Source organism: Pseudomonas hefeiensis (assembly GCF_030687835.1).
Lineage (GTDB): Bacteria > Pseudomonadota > Gammaproteobacteria > Pseudomonadales > Pseudomonadaceae > Aquipseudomonas > Aquipseudomonas hefeiensis.
Genome location: NZ_CP117449.1, coordinates 4,859,950 through 4,876,315 on the forward strand (window position 1 = coordinate 4,859,950; position 16,366 = coordinate 4,876,315).

The 16,366-nt window shown below is 53.3% G+C and carries 16 protein-coding genes and 2 pseudogenes; 4 read left to right on the forward strand and 14 right to left on the reverse strand.

Features of this window, described 5'->3' with window-relative positions; genetic code table 11:
* Positions 1 to 57: 57 nt before the first annotated feature.
* Positions 58 to 1,489: pseudogene (locus PSH57_RS21775) on the reverse strand (IS1182 family transposase).
* 85 nt (positions 1,490 to 1,574) lie between these two features.
* Positions 1,575 to 2,027, reverse strand: coding sequence for a GNAT family acetyltransferase (locus PSH57_RS21780; RefSeq protein ID WP_305385487.1), 453 nt, complete (start codon positions 2,025 to 2,027; stop codon positions 1,575 to 1,577).
* A gap of 162 nt (positions 2,028 to 2,189) precedes the next feature.
* Here PSH57_RS21780 and PSH57_RS21785 point away from each other — a divergent pair, with 162 nt between their 5' ends.
* Positions 2,190 to 2,408 carry a hypothetical protein gene (locus tag PSH57_RS21785; RefSeq protein ID WP_305385488.1) on the forward strand — a complete coding sequence of 73 codons (219 nt, stop codon included), beginning with the start codon at positions 2,190 to 2,192 and terminating at the stop codon, positions 2,406 to 2,408.
* A gap of 83 nt (positions 2,409 to 2,491) precedes the next feature.
* Here PSH57_RS21785 and PSH57_RS21790 read toward each other — a convergent pair whose 3' ends face one another.
* The 3 genes from PSH57_RS21790 to PSH57_RS21800 all read right to left on the reverse strand — a co-directional run bounded on the left by PSH57_RS21790 (position 2,492) and on the right by PSH57_RS21800 (position 5,195).
* Positions 2,492 to 2,905: a hypothetical protein gene (locus PSH57_RS21790; RefSeq protein WP_305444741.1), complete on the reverse strand. Its 414-nt coding sequence runs from the start codon at positions 2,903 to 2,905 to the stop codon at positions 2,492 to 2,494.
* A gap of 97 nt (positions 2,906 to 3,002) precedes the next feature.
* Complete coding sequence (locus PSH57_RS21795; RefSeq protein WP_305444743.1) at positions 3,003 to 4,307, reverse strand: hypothetical protein; 1,305 nt, start codon at positions 4,305 to 4,307, stop codon at positions 3,003 to 3,005.
* Between the two features lie 465 nt (positions 4,308 to 4,772).
* Positions 4,773 to 5,195: a hypothetical protein gene (locus PSH57_RS21800; protein WP_305385491.1), complete on the reverse strand. Its 423-nt coding sequence runs from the start codon at positions 5,193 to 5,195 to the stop codon at positions 4,773 to 4,775.
* Positions 5,196 to 5,374: 179 nt separating this feature from the next.
* On the opposite strand from PSH57_RS21800, the gene PSH57_RS21805 reads away from it, so the two are divergent.
* The gene (locus PSH57_RS21805) at positions 5,375 to 6,367 is read left to right on the forward strand and encodes a TerC family protein (RefSeq protein ID WP_305385492.1); all 993 of its coding nucleotides are present in this window, start codon (positions 5,375 to 5,377) and stop codon (positions 6,365 to 6,367) included.
* A gap of 113 nt (positions 6,368 to 6,480) precedes the next feature.
* Here PSH57_RS21805 and PSH57_RS21810 read toward each other — a convergent pair whose 3' ends face one another.
* Positions 6,481 to 7,692, reverse strand: coding sequence for a hypothetical protein (locus PSH57_RS21810; RefSeq protein ID WP_305385493.1), 1,212 nt, complete (start codon positions 7,690 to 7,692; stop codon positions 6,481 to 6,483).
* A gap of 674 nt (positions 7,693 to 8,366) precedes the next feature.
* Positions 8,367 to 8,672, reverse strand: coding sequence for a hypothetical protein (locus PSH57_RS21815; protein WP_305390452.1), 306 nt, complete (start codon positions 8,670 to 8,672; stop codon positions 8,367 to 8,369).
* A 369-nt stretch (positions 8,673 to 9,041) separates the two neighbouring features.
* Here PSH57_RS21815 and istA point away from each other — a divergent pair.
* A pseudogene (gene istA / locus PSH57_RS21820) lies at positions 9,042 to 10,552 on the forward strand (IS21 family transposase).
* A 20-nt stretch (positions 10,553 to 10,572) separates the two neighbouring features.
* A complete protein-coding gene (gene istB / locus PSH57_RS21825) occupies positions 10,573 to 11,328 on the forward strand; it encodes an IS21-like element ISPsy14 family helper ATPase IstB (protein ID WP_305385494.1) in 756 nt (251 codons plus the stop codon).
* A gap of 218 nt (positions 11,329 to 11,546) precedes the next feature.
* Here istB and PSH57_RS21830 read toward each other — a convergent pair whose 3' ends face one another.
* The 7 genes from PSH57_RS21830 to PSH57_RS21860 all read right to left on the reverse strand — a co-directional run bounded on the left by PSH57_RS21830 (position 11,547) and on the right by PSH57_RS21860 (position 16,289).
* A complete protein-coding gene (locus PSH57_RS21830) occupies positions 11,547 to 11,732 on the reverse strand; it encodes a hypothetical protein (RefSeq protein ID WP_305385495.1) in 186 nt (61 codons plus the stop codon).
* 194 nt (positions 11,733 to 11,926) lie between these two features.
* The gene (locus tag PSH57_RS21835; RefSeq protein ID WP_305390453.1) at positions 11,927 to 12,457 is read right to left on the reverse strand and encodes a GNAT family N-acetyltransferase; all 531 of its coding nucleotides are present in this window, start codon (positions 12,455 to 12,457) and stop codon (positions 11,927 to 11,929) included.
* Between the two features lie 37 nt (positions 12,458 to 12,494).
* On the reverse strand, positions 12,495 to 13,154 hold the full coding sequence (locus PSH57_RS21840) for a glutathione S-transferase family protein (protein WP_305385496.1): 660 nt from the start codon (positions 13,152 to 13,154) through the stop codon (positions 12,495 to 12,497).
* A 51-nt stretch (positions 13,155 to 13,205) separates the two neighbouring features.
* Positions 13,206 to 13,682, reverse strand: coding sequence for an Lrp/AsnC family transcriptional regulator (locus tag PSH57_RS21845; RefSeq protein WP_305385497.1), 477 nt, complete (start codon positions 13,680 to 13,682; stop codon positions 13,206 to 13,208).
* A gap of 157 nt (positions 13,683 to 13,839) precedes the next feature.
* The gene (locus PSH57_RS21850) at positions 13,840 to 15,123 is read right to left on the reverse strand and encodes a type II toxin-antitoxin system HipA family toxin (RefSeq protein ID WP_305416100.1); all 1,284 of its coding nucleotides are present in this window, start codon (positions 15,121 to 15,123) and stop codon (positions 13,840 to 13,842) included.
* Positions 15,123 to 15,419, reverse strand: a complete 297-nt coding sequence (locus tag PSH57_RS21855; protein WP_305385499.1) for a helix-turn-helix domain-containing protein — start codon at positions 15,417 to 15,419, stop codon at positions 15,123 to 15,125. The genes PSH57_RS21850 and PSH57_RS21855 overlap by 1 nt, the downstream gene beginning before the upstream one ends.
* A 390-nt stretch (positions 15,420 to 15,809) precedes the next feature.
* On the reverse strand, positions 15,810 to 16,289 hold the full coding sequence (locus PSH57_RS21860; protein WP_047228001.1) for an Lrp/AsnC family transcriptional regulator: 480 nt from the start codon (positions 16,287 to 16,289) through the stop codon (positions 15,810 to 15,812).
* Between the last annotated feature and the right edge of the window lie 77 nt (positions 16,290 to 16,366).

Sequence of the window (16,366 nt, forward strand, 5' to 3'; positions counted from 1 at the left end):
GTCAAAACGACTCAGCAGCCTCTTAAAGTCCTTTGGGCGGGGCAAAAAGAGCGGTTTTTACGCCGCTAACGCTTTCATCAAATCAGCGGTGCCGATGATTTTCATGACCCTTTTCAAATTGTAGGCGAGCACGTTCAGACTCATCTCTGCACTGACCCCGTTGAGCTTTCGCGTGAGGAAGTGCGTTGCACCCATCCATTGTTTGAGCGTCCCGAAGGGATGCTCAACAGTCCGTTTTCGGATCCGCATCATTTCCGGCGCGTTGCTCAGCCTGTTCTGCATTTCCTCCAGGACGGCTTCATGCTCCCAGCGTCGAACCCGCCGTTCCGTGCTCGGTGTGCACTGCGGTTTCATTGCGCAACCCCGGCATTTCGAACTCCAGTAACGGTGCAACGCCAGGCCTTTTTCAACGTTGGTATAGCGCCAGATCAGGGCCTCTCCAGCCGGGCAAATGTATTCGTTTTTTGCCGCGTCATAGATGAAGGCATCGTTATTGAAACGCCCGTCTGCTTTGGCTCCAGAGGTCATCGGCTTGGGCACATAGGCGGTGATGCCTGCATCGTGGCAAGCCAGGATTTCTTCGCTTTTGAAGTAACCTCGGTCAGCCACTACCGAAAGCGTTTCTGACGCCATCGCTTCGCGGGCCTGCTTGGCCATCGCGCTGAGTTGATCACGGTCGGAACCGACGTTGGTAACCTCATGGGCAACGATCAAATGGTGCTGGGTATCGACCGCTGTCTGCACGTTGTAACCGACGATTCCAGTGCCGCGCGTCATCATGGAACGGGCGTCGGGATCGGTCAGTGAGACCTGTTTATCCGGTGATTCGTTGAGCTGAGTTTCAATGACCTGTAACTCTTTCATCTGAGCTTTGAGCTTGTCGATTTTCTCTTGCAGACGGGCAGCCTTGGGCTGAGCGATCGAGGGTTCTTGCCGATCGGCTTCGTCGAGCGCAGTCAGGTACCGATTGATACCCGATTCAATTTCTTCCATCCGCCGCTTCAGCTTGGCGCTGGTGAAATTGCGATCGCGGTTGTTGACGGCCTTGAATTTACTGCCGTCGATGGCGACCAGACATTTCTCCGAACAGTCCCAGTTGCTGGCACAGCACCACGAATTGGCGGCAGACGCCTCGGATGGCTTTGCTGTTGTCTTTTCGGAAGTTGGCGATGGTCTTGAAATCGGGTATCAAACGCCCGGTCAGCCACATCAGCTCGACGTTGCGTTGGGCTTCTCGTTCAAGACGCCGGCTCGATGGAATGCGGTTTAGATAGCCGTAGATGTAGATCTTCAGCAGGATCGCGGGATGGTAAGCCGGCCGGCCAGTATCAGCCGGTATGGCGCCCTCGAAACCCAGTTTGACCAGGTCGAGTTCGTCGACAAAGACGTCGACTACGCGCACCGGATTGGTATCGCTGACGTAATCGTCGAGGCTCTCCGGAAGGAAGGTACCTTGGCCTCGATGTTCACCTTGGATAAAGCGCTTCATGGGCGGTCCCTGCGATGAAATCCTCAGAAATCATAGCAAGGGTTTGCGAAAGCGTTTTTACACACTCTGGACCCGAAGCGGACGTTTACCAAGGCTGCTCTTCCGGCATCTCGATATTCGATTCGATCTTTTTGCCCATACTGATTCGCGGCTCGGTCGAGTAGCCCAGAGATTCGTAGAAGGTTTTGACATTTTCATTTGAGCTGACGATTTGCAGGTTGATTTTCATGCAGCCTCGCGCGGTCAGAGCATCCTCTGCATGACGGACTAGACTCATCCCTATGCCTTTTCTGCGGTGCGACGGGTGCACCGCCACCGAGTACAACCATCCACGATGGCCGTCGTATCCGGCGAGAACGGTGCCAACAACTTCATGTCCTGACAGGGCCACAAAGAAAAGGCCATCCGCTGCGGCCAGTTTTTTGTCGATAGCCAAGCTGGGGGTGTTATGCGCGGTTTCGTAACCGAATACGGTTTCCCAGAGTTCCACGACGCAACGGCGATGGTGTTCATTTGAGTAGTCGGCAATAGCATCCATGGTGTAGCCCTCGAATTGAAGGGGCTGACGCTAGCGCCTTGGCGTGGGTAATGTCCACTGTCTCTTTTTGGCCGAAAGGCGCATATTCGTGTGGAAGGTTCGAGCTTGAAAGATTGACAGACCGTTCGTACGTTTAAGTCCCTTTACTGTGGTTGCCTGAAGATGGAAAGCAATTTGTCTTTGCAGATCGAACAAGCCGCCTATGAGGAGTTCATTCGGCTGTGGGCCATAGGGAGCTTCGAGCATCAGCGATTGGGCCAAGCGTTCTATAACCATTTCAACCTGCACAAACTCACCGATCAAGCTTCATTGCGCGGCCTCTACGAGGCCGACGGTAAGAAAGCCTCGGGCCTGATCTTAAAGCTTTTCCATCTTCACTAAGCGTCAGCTGTCGACCCATTGCAGCCGGTCAGCACCGGCAGAAATCGGCCAAAAGCGGTCACTCACGTTTGAGTTAGGGTGATTCAAGGCTGTCTCCCAGAGACTATCAATCGAAGCGAATCGATCTCCGTTTGCAACGCTTTATTAGCTTCTAAAAGGGCAGCATTTTCTTTCTTTAAAATAGATTTTGAGGGCTTTTCAGGGTTTTCAAAGCTCGGAATGTCAAAAATCAGCTCCATCTCATCTTTATATGGCATTAACGGTTGATACAATTGATAGAATGCGCGACCTACGGCGCCGCGAAACAGCTCAAGCTCGGGTTTGTTTTTTCCAGCTGACAATATATGCTGGGTTGCGATACCAGGGTAAGGGTCGATATATATAATTTTTTTGAAGCCCAGTTGGTAAGCTTTTTTTGCACATAGTTCACAGGGGCTGGCGGTTGTAAAAAGCACACCCCCCAATAACTTCTGACCTCCGTGCTTGGAAATTTGCAAGAAGGCATTTTCTTCGGCGTGAAGCGCTCTTGTATGAACTTGGTTTTTCTCGCCCTCAATCTCATTTTGAATGCTTTTAAAACAAAATGAAAAATTTCTATTTGCATTTTTTGTTTGTCGCTATTAAGTTTGAATATTTAGAGGTAAGCGCTTTTCTGAAAGTCGGATTCGTTAGCTCATATTCACTGAAGTCTGATTTGTTTCGGCCGTGAATAAGGTCTTCTGCACTTCGTAGCAAGCAAGGCAATTGCCCTTGAGGAGTGCTATTCCAGCCTATTGCTTTTACACTATAAGATTCGTCTGTAACAACGGCACCCACCTGTCTTGAAATACAACCAGAACTCTGCTTGGCGGTGTACGCAATTTGCATGCAGTTCTCAATGGATGTAGGCATCACAAGGCCGGGATGCATCATTAGTGTGACATACCAAGCTAATTGGCTTACTAAGTCGTTTTGGGTGTATTCGCTGATTTTTGAATTATGAATATGTATATCAGATACTTCGATACACTCTTGAATATTCTGAACGACAAATTTTTTGGCGCCCGAAATTTTTTCTGGATACTCCTTATTGTCCAGAACTCTGATTTCGTCATCAGTTAACTTTCTGTACTCTCTGAGACTGCGTAAGCGCTCGGTGTTGGTTGTATTTATTGAGACTAGGTAGAAATTGGCGTAGCGTCTTTTTAAATAAAACGCTTCATAAGGATTTCTTATTGCATCGATCACAATCCTACACGGCACATTGTTTGCTCGAGCTTTTTTATGTGCCAGCTTTATTAAAAAATTCAAGTGTTTTGGGAAGTTGAAGAGCTGTTCAGGGTTGAAATTTTGATCGTTAGCTCTGCCGGAAGCCCTAACATTATCACCAGCACGTTGATAAAACTGAGTGAATTTAGCCTTACCTAATTTTGACTGAATTATTTTTGTTAATTCAGGAATGTCGATAAAATGGAAATCAAAAAATGTTTCGATTTCATGTTCTTGGATATGGTGCTTATTTCGTGTAGTGAGATTTTTTTTGCGGATTGACTCAAGCATCGAAAAAAGACTTGATGCTTCTTTTTGACTTAGTGGGTTGTCAAATGTTTGGCTGGAAAAATAAGCTATAAATTCGGACTTCGAAAGCTGTAATAATTGATAGGTAATTAAGCCACTGGCTTCTATTTTATAAAAAGGTATCCAGTCCACGCCATCTAAATATTTTTTTATTATCTGATGCTTTTTTAACTCGTTACGAGTTAGACCATCATAACCATCGGTTGGAATATTAAATTCGTCGCCACATAGTTTCTGAGCTGTTGTAGTGCATCCTGAGCCTGTGCGACCAGTTAGCCCAATGATCAGAAAATCCTTTGTATCTTCATATACGCTGTTAATGGCTGATGAGGTCTCCTGCATTTAATCTCTCCCTGTATAGTGCGGCTTAATAATTAAAAAACGCCAATTTTCAGTTTTTATATTTAAAATGATCACCTATAACTTTGTGATTGAATTCGGCTAAGCCTCAGGCGCTCATTACGACGAGAGTATGGCAAAGTGACTTCATTGCATAGCTGGATATTGAATTTTTTCATGTTGATTGAACGTTCTTCTGGCACGCTTACAAAACAATATCGCAATTAAGAAGCGTTATTATCCGAACCTACTTAGCGTCTAAGGATGTGTACGGCATAAGCTTTTGGCCCCCCTTGAGGACTCATTTTTGGCCAATATGCCCTAGGCCTAAACGTCCAATTTTGGCCGTTTTCAGCCCTTCGCGACAGGCAGAAATCGGCCATTTGCGGCCTGTTGCAAAGGTGGGCTACCGATCTATAGCTGCATCCTTTCGTTATCAGAATCAGGTCGAAGGCTCACACCGACAAGCTAAAGTTTTTCATACATCACCTCGAATTCTTCACCCAATTCCTGTTGGATGGATTTCAGTAATTTAGCGGCGGCCTCGTCAAATCTTGCGTAATCGTCTGCACTCCAAGGGCCGGGATCTGGTGGGTAATCCCAGTTCAGCGAGGTGTCATGCCACTGTGAAAGCTCGTTAAGCATTGCCTGGACTTCGTTACTGAGTGGTAGCCTCTCTTCAATAGGCCCTACAGAAAATTTATCCCGGGCAATATTGTTTCCACACCAAAGGCAACCGCCGCCCCATTCGAACATTAAGCGAACACGATAGCGTTCTGCCCCCATCATTGGGCTCCATTTTTTTGTGGGTACATGGTGCGCACAATAGGCTGGCAAAGATATCCACGCTAGGCCAGCAACTGGACGCAGGGTTTCTTCAATTTCCGTCAATCGACATTCCGACTTCAGCGACGCCCTCCCACACTGAAATACCTTGCAACCCTTACCTGATTGAGAAATCCCCCGCGCCTCTCTAAATTTTTTCCCACAACGCCGGGCCCCTCTGACAGCGAATCGCTGCCATGTCGGAGTTGCAGTTTGTACAACTTCGACACTGAGAGGAGGGGCTTATGACTGCCCTGGAACCGTTCTTTTTTGCCGAGTTTCTCGGCACCGCCACTTGGTTGTGGCTCGTTTTTATCAGCATCGTTATCAGCCTGTTGGTCTTCGACCTCGGGGTGCTACACCGTGAGCATCGAGAAATCGGCGTTCGTGAAAGCCTGCTGCTGTCTGCTGGCTATATCACGGCCAGCTTGCTGTTTGGGCTCTGGGTCTGGCAGGTCAAGGGCGGTGATGCCGGGATGGATTTCTACACCGGCTTTCTGATCGAGAAATCGTTGTCGATGGACAACGTATTTCTTATGGCGATGATCTTCAGCTTTCTCTCAATCCCGCGTAAGTATCAGCACGAGGTGCTGTTCTGGGGTATTCTCGGTGTGATAGTGCTGCGCGCGATCATGATTGGCCTAGGTGCGGCGCTGATCGCCGAGTTCAGCTGGATTCTCTATGTATTCGGCATCTTCCTGCTGTTGACCGGCGCCAAGATGCTGTTCAGCAAGATCGATGACCATCCGGACCTTAGTGAAAACCTGCTGGTGAAGTTCCTGCGCAAGCACATGCGGGTGACCGATCGCTTGCATGAAGGGCGCTTCTTCGTCCGCCAGGCGGATGCCAGTGGTAAGTCCGTGCTCTGGACGACGCCGTTGTTCCTGGCCCTGGTGCTGATTGAGTGTGCCGACTTGGTGTTCGCTGTGGACAGCGTGCCGGCGATCTTTGCCATCACCCAGGATCCCTTCATCGTCTACACCTCTAACATCTTCGCCATCCTTGGCCTGCGTGCGTTGTATTTCGCTCTGGCGGCGATGATTCACCGCTTCGCCTATCTCAAGTACGCCCTGGCGCTTGTGCTGGTGTTTATCGGCGGCAAGATCTTCCTGGTCGGCATCATCGGTAAGATTGCGCCGGTGATTTCCCTGAGCGTGACCCTGGCTTTGTTGCTGGGCGGTGTGCTGCTATCGCTTTGGAAAACCCGCGACCAGGCCTCTGCTCGCTCGCAGGTTTAGATCCAAACAGGCGGCGGCCGCTACACGAAAACAATATTTGCGCCTGCCATCGGGGGGTCATAGGCCGATGTCGTTGAATGGGTGAGGGGCAGCCGAAAGTGAGCAGCCCCTCGTCACTTAAACGCGATGTACTGTTGTGTAGGCGCGTTGGTGAATAGTCCGCCCCCCTTCGATGCGTTCTCGAATGCAGACGCGAATTGGTAGAGTCCGATATCGTTCATCTGCACGACCTTGCTTTCATTCACCGATCCGTGGAGCGAGTGAAAGACAATGCCTCGAACGGGAATCCCTCCTGGGTTGATTAATGCGTTGAGGATTTTTACAGGTAAATCCGTCTTCGTTTCAGGCCCTATGTACGATGCGTTTTTGTTTGCCATATTGATAAGGCACCAGAACAACCATTTGGGTGACATTTGCTGGCCGTTGGTGGGATGACCCAGTGTCGCGTTGACGCTTCCTTTCGCTTCAACAATCAGGTACTCAATTACGTTGCCTGTGCGCATGTCGCGCTTGACCCAAATCTGGTCTATTCCATTGGGGCGCATCCCGTTTGCGGACTTCCCCATTTTCATCTGGTAGTCCGTGCCACACACGGTGATCAGGAGTTTGCTTGCTGCATATTCCCCGCGGGCCGACGTTATAGACTGCGGGGTATTCAGATCTCCACCAAGGTTCGTGTAGTGGGTGCTCAAGCGATTTCCAGATTTGACATCGTTTCTTTTGAACCGGTCCCAGCCGAGGCTGTGATCCTCCCCCCGAAGCCAGGTGTTCACCGCTTCCTTGGTCGTGGCGTCAAGCCTGGAAACGGCGTCGTAGTGACCCCACGCTTCTTTTGCCTGCCGACGCACGATCCCTTGCTGCCGTATATCCTCGAATGCCCGCAACATCTGCTCACGATGCATCCGAATCCATTGCACATGCTGATTAGTTGAGTCGAACAGCAAATGACTATGGGCGCTACCTTGGGTATGACGCGCATCCCGCCTCAGTGCCTGTGAGATTTCAGTTTGGCCCTGCATGTCGAGTAGAACGAGTTGGTCGGCGCTGGAATTGCTCGGAAGGACGGCGTGACGGTTCACGATCTGGCTGACCAGGCTACTCTCGGGCGGATCCAGCAACTTTCGTATGCCTATCGTTCCGAGGGCTGTGTAAGGGTATTGCTGGCTCGATAAAAGCGTCAGGTTATTTGTAGTCAGATCCAGCGTAGGTTGGTCACCCAGATAAAGATCTACTTTCAGACCGCCAGGACGCCCCGCTTCCAGGTTGTTCAAGATGCGTTGATTCAACGGGTCGTTGATGTTGGTATAACTTGTCAACTGGTTCATATCAGGCGCCGTCCGTTGGCAAGGGTAAAGGCCGGATACAGAGCCGCAGTGAACGGTCGTTTACGGTCACTATCACTACGCGGGGCTTGATAGCAGCATAGAACACTGTGTCTGGAGTGTGAGTCTGAATTCAAAACCGGTGTAACGGGGGCTCAGGGGCATTCAGCGGGAATACGCGGATGCCTGCAACAAGCCGCCTGCGCAAGCGGCATGACGCGAAATGGGCCGGCCGCACATCGCCAACATGCACAGAGTGCTGGATCCTATTGTTTACAAGGTTCCGGTCAGTCGAAAAACCATCAACGTGCTCAATCAGAACCTTCAGTACCGTAGCGCCAGACTGAAGGCTATCCGCTCGGCCCTTAAAGGCCGTGAGTCACTACGCCAAAAGGTACAGTGATGGATGATAATCAGAGTCAAGGCTCACCAGTCCAGATGGTCAAGTGAGATGCAATGCCCCACTCGCGTCAGCCCTCCGCTAACAAGCAGAAAATGGGTTGACGAACGTGGCAATTCTCCCTAGATTCATCCCCATCGAAGCGACTGACCAGATGAGATTGAGCGCTTCCCAGCGACGAAAGTCGTAACCGCGCAAGGCGGTTCGTAAGTGGTGTCTGGATCTGCTTTACCGAATACGAAAAAGACGCCTGCGGCGTCTTTTTTCGTTTCTGTCTCTAACGCTTGGTCGATGTCGGCTGCCGCATGTGGATCTTACCGCACAGCAATATAAAGCCCATCCTGCCCAGTAATCGAGGCGGTTTGTCAGTTTGATGATAAGCGCTTTCAACGACAAGGTTCAGGTCCTGAGGCTTATCCTTGGCAGCCCGACGTATCTCAAAAAACATGTGGCTCGAAAAGGTGACGTGCACACCCAAATCACGTCCCGCCAAATCACTCTGTACTGTGAATGTAAACGGCTCAAGATGAGCAAAATCGTAAACCTGACCACCGATGGTCAGCGGTGGAAGATAGACGGTCACTGAGGTCTCCGTTCCGGCCAGCGAGTCAAAGTAAAATATCGAATAGTTCTGGGGAGGTTTGTAGGCAAACTCCGAGAGTTGCGTAGGGGGCCCAGCAAACCCCATCCGATAGGCAGCAAAAAGCCCCGATGCTTTCGCACCGGTGCGGATTCCACGCGCATTTGGACACCCATTCCACGAACACTTGGACAGCGATTCCACGCTGACTTGGACACTCATTCCACGGCCACTTGGACACTGATTCCACGAGCACTTGGACAGTGATTTCTCACTGAACCGACCCACGCTCAGGCAGGCGGCAACGCAGGACTATTCACTACCATCGGCCTCTTTTATCGAAGCGAAGAGGTCGTCGTGGAGCGTATATCCATGCGTAAAATCCGAGAGGTACTACGCCTAAAGTTCGACGCCGGCCTGTCCGTGCGCAAGATCGCCGCCAGCCTGCGCATCAGCAGCGGCAGTGCCGGCAATTACCTGCACCGTTTCAACGCTTGCGGGCTGACTTGGCCGACATCATTGTCGGACGCCGAGCTGGAGCGATGCCTGTTTCCGCCAGCACCAACAGTTCCCAGCGATCAAAGGCCGATGCCTGATTGGGCTTGGGCGCATGCCGAGCTGCGCCGCCCCGGCGTGACTCTGGCCTTGCTCTGGCAGGAATATCGACTGGCGCACCCGCAAGGCTTCCAGTACAGCTGGTTCTGCGAGCACTACCGCCTCTGGGCGGCCAAGGTCGACGTAGTCATGCGCCAGGAACACCGTGCCGGCGAAAAACTGTTCGTCGATTACGCGGGTCAGACCGTGCCGATCATCGACCGGCGAACCGGAGAGATCCGCCAGGCCCAGATTTTCGTCGCCGTCCTCGGCGCCTCCAGCTACACCTTCGCCGAAGCCACCTGGTCGCAGAAACTGCCCGACTGGCTGGGCTCGCACGCCCGCTGTTTTGCTTTTTTCGGCGGCAGCAGATCCTGGTGCCCGACAATCTGCGCAGTGGCGTGACCAAGGCGCACCGTTACGAGCCCGATATCAACCCCAGCTACCGCGATCTGGCCGAGCACTACGGCGTCGCCGTATTGCCCGCTCGCTCACGAAAACCCAAGGACAAAGCCAAGGTCGAAGTCGGTGTTCAAGTGGTCGAGCGCTGGATCCTGGCGGTGCTGCGCAATCGGCAGTTCTTTTCGCTGGGTGAACTCAACACGGCCATCGGACTGCTGCTGGATCGCCTCAACCAAAAGCCCTTCAAAAAGCTGCCCGGCTCACGCCGTTCGGCCTTCGAGGCCATCGACCAACCGGCGTTGCAACCGCTACCGGAACACCCTTACATCTACGCCGAATGGAAAAAAGTGCGGGTGCACATCGACTACCACGTCGAAGTCGACGGCCATTTTTACTCCGTGCCGTACCAACTGGTGAAACACCAACTCGAAGTACGCCTGACCGCACAGACCATCGAGTGCTTCCACGCCAACCAACGCGTGGCCAGCCATCTGCGCTCGCCACATAAAGGCCGCCACACCACCCAGATCGAGCACATGCCCAAGAGCCACCGCGAACACGCCGAATGGACACCGCAACGGCTGATCCTCTGGGCTGAGCAGACGGGCCCGAATACGGCCGGTGTCATCGCCTACATCCTCGAACGCCGAATCCACCCGCAGCATGGCTTCCGCGCCTGCCTGGGCATCCTGCGCCTGAGCAAGCAGCACGGCGAAGCGCGGCTGGAAGCCGCGTGCCAGCGTGCGCTGGCCCTAGGCGCATGCAGTTACAAGAGCCTCGAATCGATCCTGCGCCAAGGCCTGGAACGGCTACCTCTTGCCCAGCAAAACCTGCCGTTACTGCCCGAAGAACACATCAATCTGCGCGGCCCCGGCTACTACCACTGACCTGAAAAAGGAGCACGAACATGCTGCCCAACCCGACCCTCGACAAGCTACAAACCCTGCGACTGCACGGCATGATCAAGGCGCTTGGCGAACAACATGCAACACCGGACATCAACGATCTCAGCTTCGACGAACGCCTCGGCCTGATGGTCGACCGCGAGCTGACCGAGCGCGAAGACGCCCGCCTGACTACGCGTCTCAAAGCCGCACGACTACGCCATAACGCCTGCCTGGAAGACATCGACTACCGCAGCCCGCGCGGGCTGGACAAGGCGCTGATCCTGCAATTGGGCAGCGGCCAATGGCTACGCGATGGCCTGAACCTGATCATCGGCGGCCCGACTGGTGTAGGCAAAACCTGGCTTGCCTGCGCGCTGGCTCATAAGGCCTGCCGCGATGGTTACAGCGTGCGCTATCTGCGCCTGCCGCGCTTGATGGAAGAACTGGGCCTGGCCCACGGCGATGGGCGCTTCGCGAAACTGATGGTGGGTTATGCCAAGACCGACTTGCTGATCCTGGACGACTGGGGCCTGGCGCCGTTTACCGCAGCGCAACGGCGCGACATGCTCGAACTACTGGACGACCGCTACGGCAACCGCTCGACGCTGGTGACCAGCCAGATGCCGGTGGACAAATGGCATGCACTGATCGGCGATCCGACCCTGGGCGACGCGATCCTAGACCGGCTGGTGCACAACGCATATAGGATCGAACTGAAGGGCGAATCGATGCGCAGGCGCGCAACGAAATTGACGACGGCAGGGACTTCAGACTAACAATGCAAACCTGCGTCGCTGCGCTCCGACTGCCTGTCCAAGTGGACGTGGATCAGATGTCCAAGTGCGCGTGGAACGAGTGTCCAAATGATCGTGGGCTGAGTGTCCAAGTGTCGTGGAATCCGCACGCACCGGGGCTTTTTGTGAATATCAATATCGCTCGCCCTTTCACGGTTTCCCGCTTATCCCGCTCCCTCGGGTATCTGAGCGATAGAGAATCAAACATGCTTTGCGACAAAAGCGACGACGGCAAACAGGATCAGAGCGAACGCTGCACCGATGCTGAACGGCAACAACGTAACGCGCATTGTGGTCGGGGTCGGGCGCCTCATCTCTTCGGCTAACGCCTCTACCTCTTGATGCAATTGCTCGATGCTTGCTTGATAACTACGATGTGTAGGCATGTCTCATTTTCCTCCGAGGCCGCAGGCCGTGCTGAGCCTGTGAACCATTTCGATCGAGCTCTAAATTATCGCACTCGTTCTGAAGCATTGATCATCCCTCCAGGGTTTGAGCCACCGCCTCAGCGTCGCTTTCTGAGAAGCCAGCAAAATCTGTCGGACGTCCATCACCCATTGCCAATCGTGCAGCACATTTGCTAACCGCCAGCCTGAGTGTCCGCTTCAACCGAGTTGACACCCGCAAGATCATAAGAACCTGGATCGATCAGTTGTTTACGCATGGGTATGCAAGCCAATTGCAGCCCAGACGGAGAGTTGTAAACACTTTGGGCACCTGCGGTGAAGCCACACCGGCGATAGAAAGCTGCAGCGTTTAGAGTCGTTTCAAGATGGATCTCAGCAAGCCCCCCCTCCCGGGCCAGATGCTCGAGATAACTGACCATACGTTTACCAATGCCCTGCCCCATGAACTGCGGCAGCACAAAGACTGCGCCCAGTTCACCGCTTTGGAAATCTATCAGACCTGTCCCAACGGGAACCCCATCCAACAACGCCAGGTGATAGTCCTTTTCCACCCACGCCCTGTACTCGTCCGTAAATGGCACAGAAGTCCAAGCCATCACTTGATCGTTCGTGTAAGCAGTCATGCACTGGTGCTGTATTGCTTGAAGGCGGATATCAAAAGCAACCTGCGCGTCACCTCGTTTGGCTGGACGAATTTGCAGCATTTTCACGCTCCTTTCCTTGGCGACTATGGACGGGAAATCAAGTAAACAAGCCCAGATCAATGCCTTCAGTGGCCAACGCGCGTCGAACAGCCGGCCGCTCAATTACAAGGCTCATGGTATGTGCCCACATCGGATACTTCTTGCTCATATCCAGACCGATGCATTTACCCCAAAGCCAGAACACCAGAAGCACGGGATGCACGATCGTGAAGCTTTCAGTATCGGGTAATGTCCTCAACTGATGTTCGATAAAGGCATAGTCCCGCTCGACATTCTTTATGCCCATTGCAACGACATCGGGAAAGCACGACGGATCGTCGAGGACTCGCTGGGGCCTCCAGATCTGTCCGTATGCCAGTGTGTGCACGGTGCCCGACAGCCAATTCAACCATTCGATACAACGTGCCTGCGCGCCAGGCTCGCAAGGAAGGAGGTGGCCTTCCGGATGCCGGACAGCGAGAAAAAACAGAATGGCGGGCAGCTCGGTCAGGACACCACCGACGCCGCCGATATCCCCCGAACTTGATTGCAAGGCAGGCACTCGGCCCTTCGGGTTGACCGATAAATATTCGGGTGTCTGGGTCCCGCTGCCTTTGAGCGCAGAACGTAATTCCAATTCGAAGGGTAGCCCCAACTCTTCCAAGATTATATGTGCCGCCAACGAACAGGCGCCGGGAGAATAGTAAAGCCGATACATATGCATTCCTTGGATATCCTTATCGAGGCGCAGATTAGCCGCCGTAAATATTCAGCCCCCCGGCAAATGCCCCAACGGCAACGCCCCCGGAGTCTTCACCGTATGAATCGCAAAATTACTCCGGATATCACTCACCCCCGGCAACTTCAGCAGCCGGCCAGTGAGAAAACGGTCGTAGGCGCGCAAGTCCGGCACCACCACTTGCAACAGAAAGTCCGATTCGCCTGACACCAGAAACGCTGAAATCACTTCCGGCAACGCCGTGACCGCTTGGCGAAACGCTTCGGCCTGTTCGTCGTTGTGCCGTTCAACCTTGACGCCGACAAAGATCGTCAACCCGAGCCCCACTTCATCACGGTCGAGGATGGCTTGGTAGCCGCGAATCACGCCGGCTTCTTCCAGCATCCGCACGCGGCGCAGGCATGGCGATGCGGACAGGCCGATTTCCTCCGCCAGTTGCACATTGCTCAAGCGGCCGTCGCGTTGCAGCGCGGCGAGGATTTTGCGATCGAAGGCGCCCAGCTTCATGGGTTGGCAGTTTCCGATTTAACTTCACGATTACTTAGCAGGTTATGCCAATTACATAAGCTTCAGAAGCTGACTTCGCAACCACCTGCCCTCCCCGCCAGCCATAGACTGGCACTACCGAAATCGTCGAGTTTCGGGTAATCAAGGAAACTGCACGCTAACTCTCAAAGTCTTTGTGCAGCTTCGCCAAGACGTTGAAGATGGGCTCCCCTGCTTTATGTGGGATCTTCAATCGAGTGAATACCTCTTTCCAGTCTGACAGCGCGGCCAGGGTCTGCTCGATGTACTCCTCGGCTTTGAGGTATTTGTAATCCCTGCAGATCTCCATGATCCTCTTCCTCGTCGGTTTACCGGGAATGCGACCGCCGAAGTCAGTGGTGTGCTCACCCATAGCGTTTGCGAACGTAACGTCGTACGCGGGGGAAAGCGTCCAGGTCTCCTTTTCGCCAGGCTTTGCGGGATCGTGGCAAAGGAAAGCAAAGTTCTTCGCGTGATCGTCATGGTTGTGTGACAGAGCGTTGAAGATCATCAACCTGGCCATTTTTTCGACTTCGACAGAGCTTTTGGTCAGCATCTGGGTGAGCTTCAGCAGATTGGGGTAGTCGATGGATGACAAAGCGCGATAATTCGCATACACCAGTGCCGCTACGGTCATCATGTGTATCTTGCGCTCGCCATCTCGGTCGAAACGCTTGGTCGCGAAAAAATGCTCAAACTGGCCGTCGGGCATCTGCATGTTCAAGAGACTCGACTCAGCCATGGTCACTCCGGCGGCCCTCGCCATCTCTGCGTAGGCGAACTCAATTGATCCTGTTTCCCCCGGCTCGTGCAACGCTCTGAACTTAACGATCCAGTGTGCATAGCCCTCGGGCAGAGGCCCGAAGGGCGAGGTTGCATTAGCGCCATCGGCAGAGAGAGCCACAATCGCCTTTGGACGAGCACCACCTGGTGAACCACCGGCAAGCCGTAGTTTGGTGAGCACCGCTTGGGTCTCGCCCTCCTGAACCTCGATGGACGCCTCATATAGCTGGCAAAGATCAACAGGGCCAACTAGCACGGTTTTTTCAGCCTTCGGCTGATACTCAAAAGCGCCCATGCCTCGATCGCCCATGTAGGCAAGGCGATCCAGGGCGGTGACCGTGAGGTGGGTGCCGTCACCGAAGGTGCTGTTGAAGTATCGGTCCATCAGCAGCACGCCCCAACCATCTGGCAGGGAATCAGCGAACGGCCCATGGAGCCCTTCGAAGAGGCTTGTGTCTTTGGCTAGCTGGGGTTTTTCGTCCCAGGTCATCGTGAGCGGCGACAGATTGTAGCCAGTGGCGAGCCAAACCTGATCGTAAGCGAAGTAGATCCCCCTCCCTTCGGCTTTAAAGAGTTCCCCTACCTTAACGCCACTTTTCAAGACGGTCAGCGCTTCGGTGCGTTTGAACGCCTTCGTCATCACCTCATCCCCCGCTTGCGCTTGGCATTCTTGAGTTCATCAATTGAATTCGGATGCCCAGGCTTGAAGAGCCTGGTCACGCAAGCGAGCTCATCAAGCGCTGTGGCCAAAAGGATCAGAGCTTCCAGGGTCACCACTCCCGTCGTCTCAAATCGCTTGATGGTGGACTCAGACACCCCCGACTTTTCGGCAAGCGTCTTGCGGGAGAGGTTTTTAGAGAGACGGAGTGTCTTCGCGTTCTCTCCAACATTCCTGGCGATCTCAGCCGGCGAATAGAGCAAGTGCATGAACGACATGACCACCCTCAAAATTATCTGTTAATGGCTATATTTGACCAATTATAGATATAAATTGTCATATCGTGGTCGTATATGACCCTTTTTACCTCAACGCGCAACGACGCTTCTATTCATCATAAAAATGGTCATATAAGAGCTATATGGATAAAAATATACCGATAATGGATCATAAATGATCTTTTTAAAGAATTAACCAGCAAAATCCTGGAGATAGCAAATACCACCACCTCCGGCTTGATCACAAGATCGAAAACCCGCTCAGCTCATCCCCGGAATCAGTTCGAAGCACTCCCGGCATAGGCGTGGCGCAAACTGCCGATGCCCCTGCTGGTTTGCAAGGTTGCGGTCCGTGCTGGCGGACAGACCCTAATGGTAAACCCGGCAATATCAGCCGCCCCCTGGCAAATGCCCCAACGGCAACGCCCCCGGAGTCTTCACCGTATGAATCGCAAAATTACTCCGGATATCACTCACCCCCGGCAACTTCAGCAGCCGTCCTGTGAGAAAACGGTCGTAAGCGCGCAAGTCCGGCACCACCACTTGCAACAGAAAGTCCGATTCGCCTGACACCAGAAACGCCGAAATCACCTCCGGCAACGCCGTGACCGCTTGGCGAAACGCTTCGGCCTGTTCGTCGTTGTGCCGTTCAACTTTGACGCCGACAAAGATCGTCAACCCGAGCCCCACTTCATCACGGTCGAGGATGGCTTGGTAACCGCGAATCACGCCGGCTTCTTCCAGCATCCGCACGCGGCGCAGGCAGGGTGAGGCGGACAGGCCGATCTCTTCCGCCAGTTGCACGTTGCTCAAGCGGCCGTCGCGTTGCAGCGCGGCGAGGATTTTGCGATCGAAGGCGTCCAGCTTCATGAATTGGTAGTTTCCGATTGAATTTTGTGAATATGTAGCAGGTTATGCCAATTTCAGGAACTTTAGAAGCTGACTTC

What these genes read in the sequence shown, in the direction of transcription:
- istB (WP_305385494.1), top strand. Translation starts at nt 10,573, where the DNA reads ATGCTGCCCAACCCGACCCTCGACAAGCTACAAACCCTGCGACTGCAC.
- PSH57_RS21840 (WP_305385496.1), bottom strand. Translation starts at nt 13,154, where the DNA reads ATGTATCGGCTTTACTATTCTCCCGGCGCCTGTTCGTTGGCGGCACAT.
- PSH57_RS21780 (WP_305385487.1), bottom strand. Translation starts at nt 2,027, where the DNA reads ATGGATGCTATTGCCGACTACTCAAATGAACACCATCGCCGTTGCGTC.
- PSH57_RS21850 (WP_305416100.1), bottom strand. Translation starts at nt 15,123, where the DNA reads ATGACGAAGGCGTTCAAACGCACCGAAGCGCTGACCGTCTTGAAAAGT.
- PSH57_RS21845 (WP_305385497.1), bottom strand. Translation starts at nt 13,682, where the DNA reads ATGAAGCTGGGCGCCTTCGATCGCAAAATCCTCGCCGCGCTGCAACGC.
- PSH57_RS21860 (WP_047228001.1), bottom strand. Translation starts at nt 16,289, where the DNA reads ATGAAGCTGGACGCCTTCGATCGCAAAATCCTCGCCGCGCTGCAACGC.
- PSH57_RS21835 (WP_305390453.1), bottom strand. Translation starts at nt 12,457, where the DNA reads ATGCTGCAAATTCGTCCAGCCAAACGAGGTGACGCGCAGGTTGCTTTT.
- PSH57_RS21810 (WP_305385493.1), bottom strand. Translation starts at nt 7,692, where the DNA reads ATGAACCAGTTGACAAGTTATACCAACATCAACGACCCGTTGAATCAA.
- PSH57_RS21795 (WP_305444743.1), bottom strand. Translation starts at nt 4,307, where the DNA reads ATGCAGGAGACCTCATCAGCCATTAACAGCGTATATGAAGATACAAAG.
- PSH57_RS21855 (WP_305385499.1), bottom strand. Translation starts at nt 15,419, where the DNA reads ATGTCGTTCATGCACTTGCTCTATTCGCCGGCTGAGATCGCCAGGAAT.
- PSH57_RS21785 (WP_305385488.1), top strand. Translation starts at nt 2,190, where the DNA reads ATGGAAAGCAATTTGTCTTTGCAGATCGAACAAGCCGCCTATGAGGAG.
- PSH57_RS21805 (WP_305385492.1), top strand. Translation starts at nt 5,375, where the DNA reads ATGACTGCCCTGGAACCGTTCTTTTTTGCCGAGTTTCTCGGCACCGCC.
- PSH57_RS21830 (WP_305385495.1), bottom strand. Translation starts at nt 11,732, where the DNA reads ATGCCTACACATCGTAGTTATCAAGCAAGCATCGAGCAATTGCATCAA.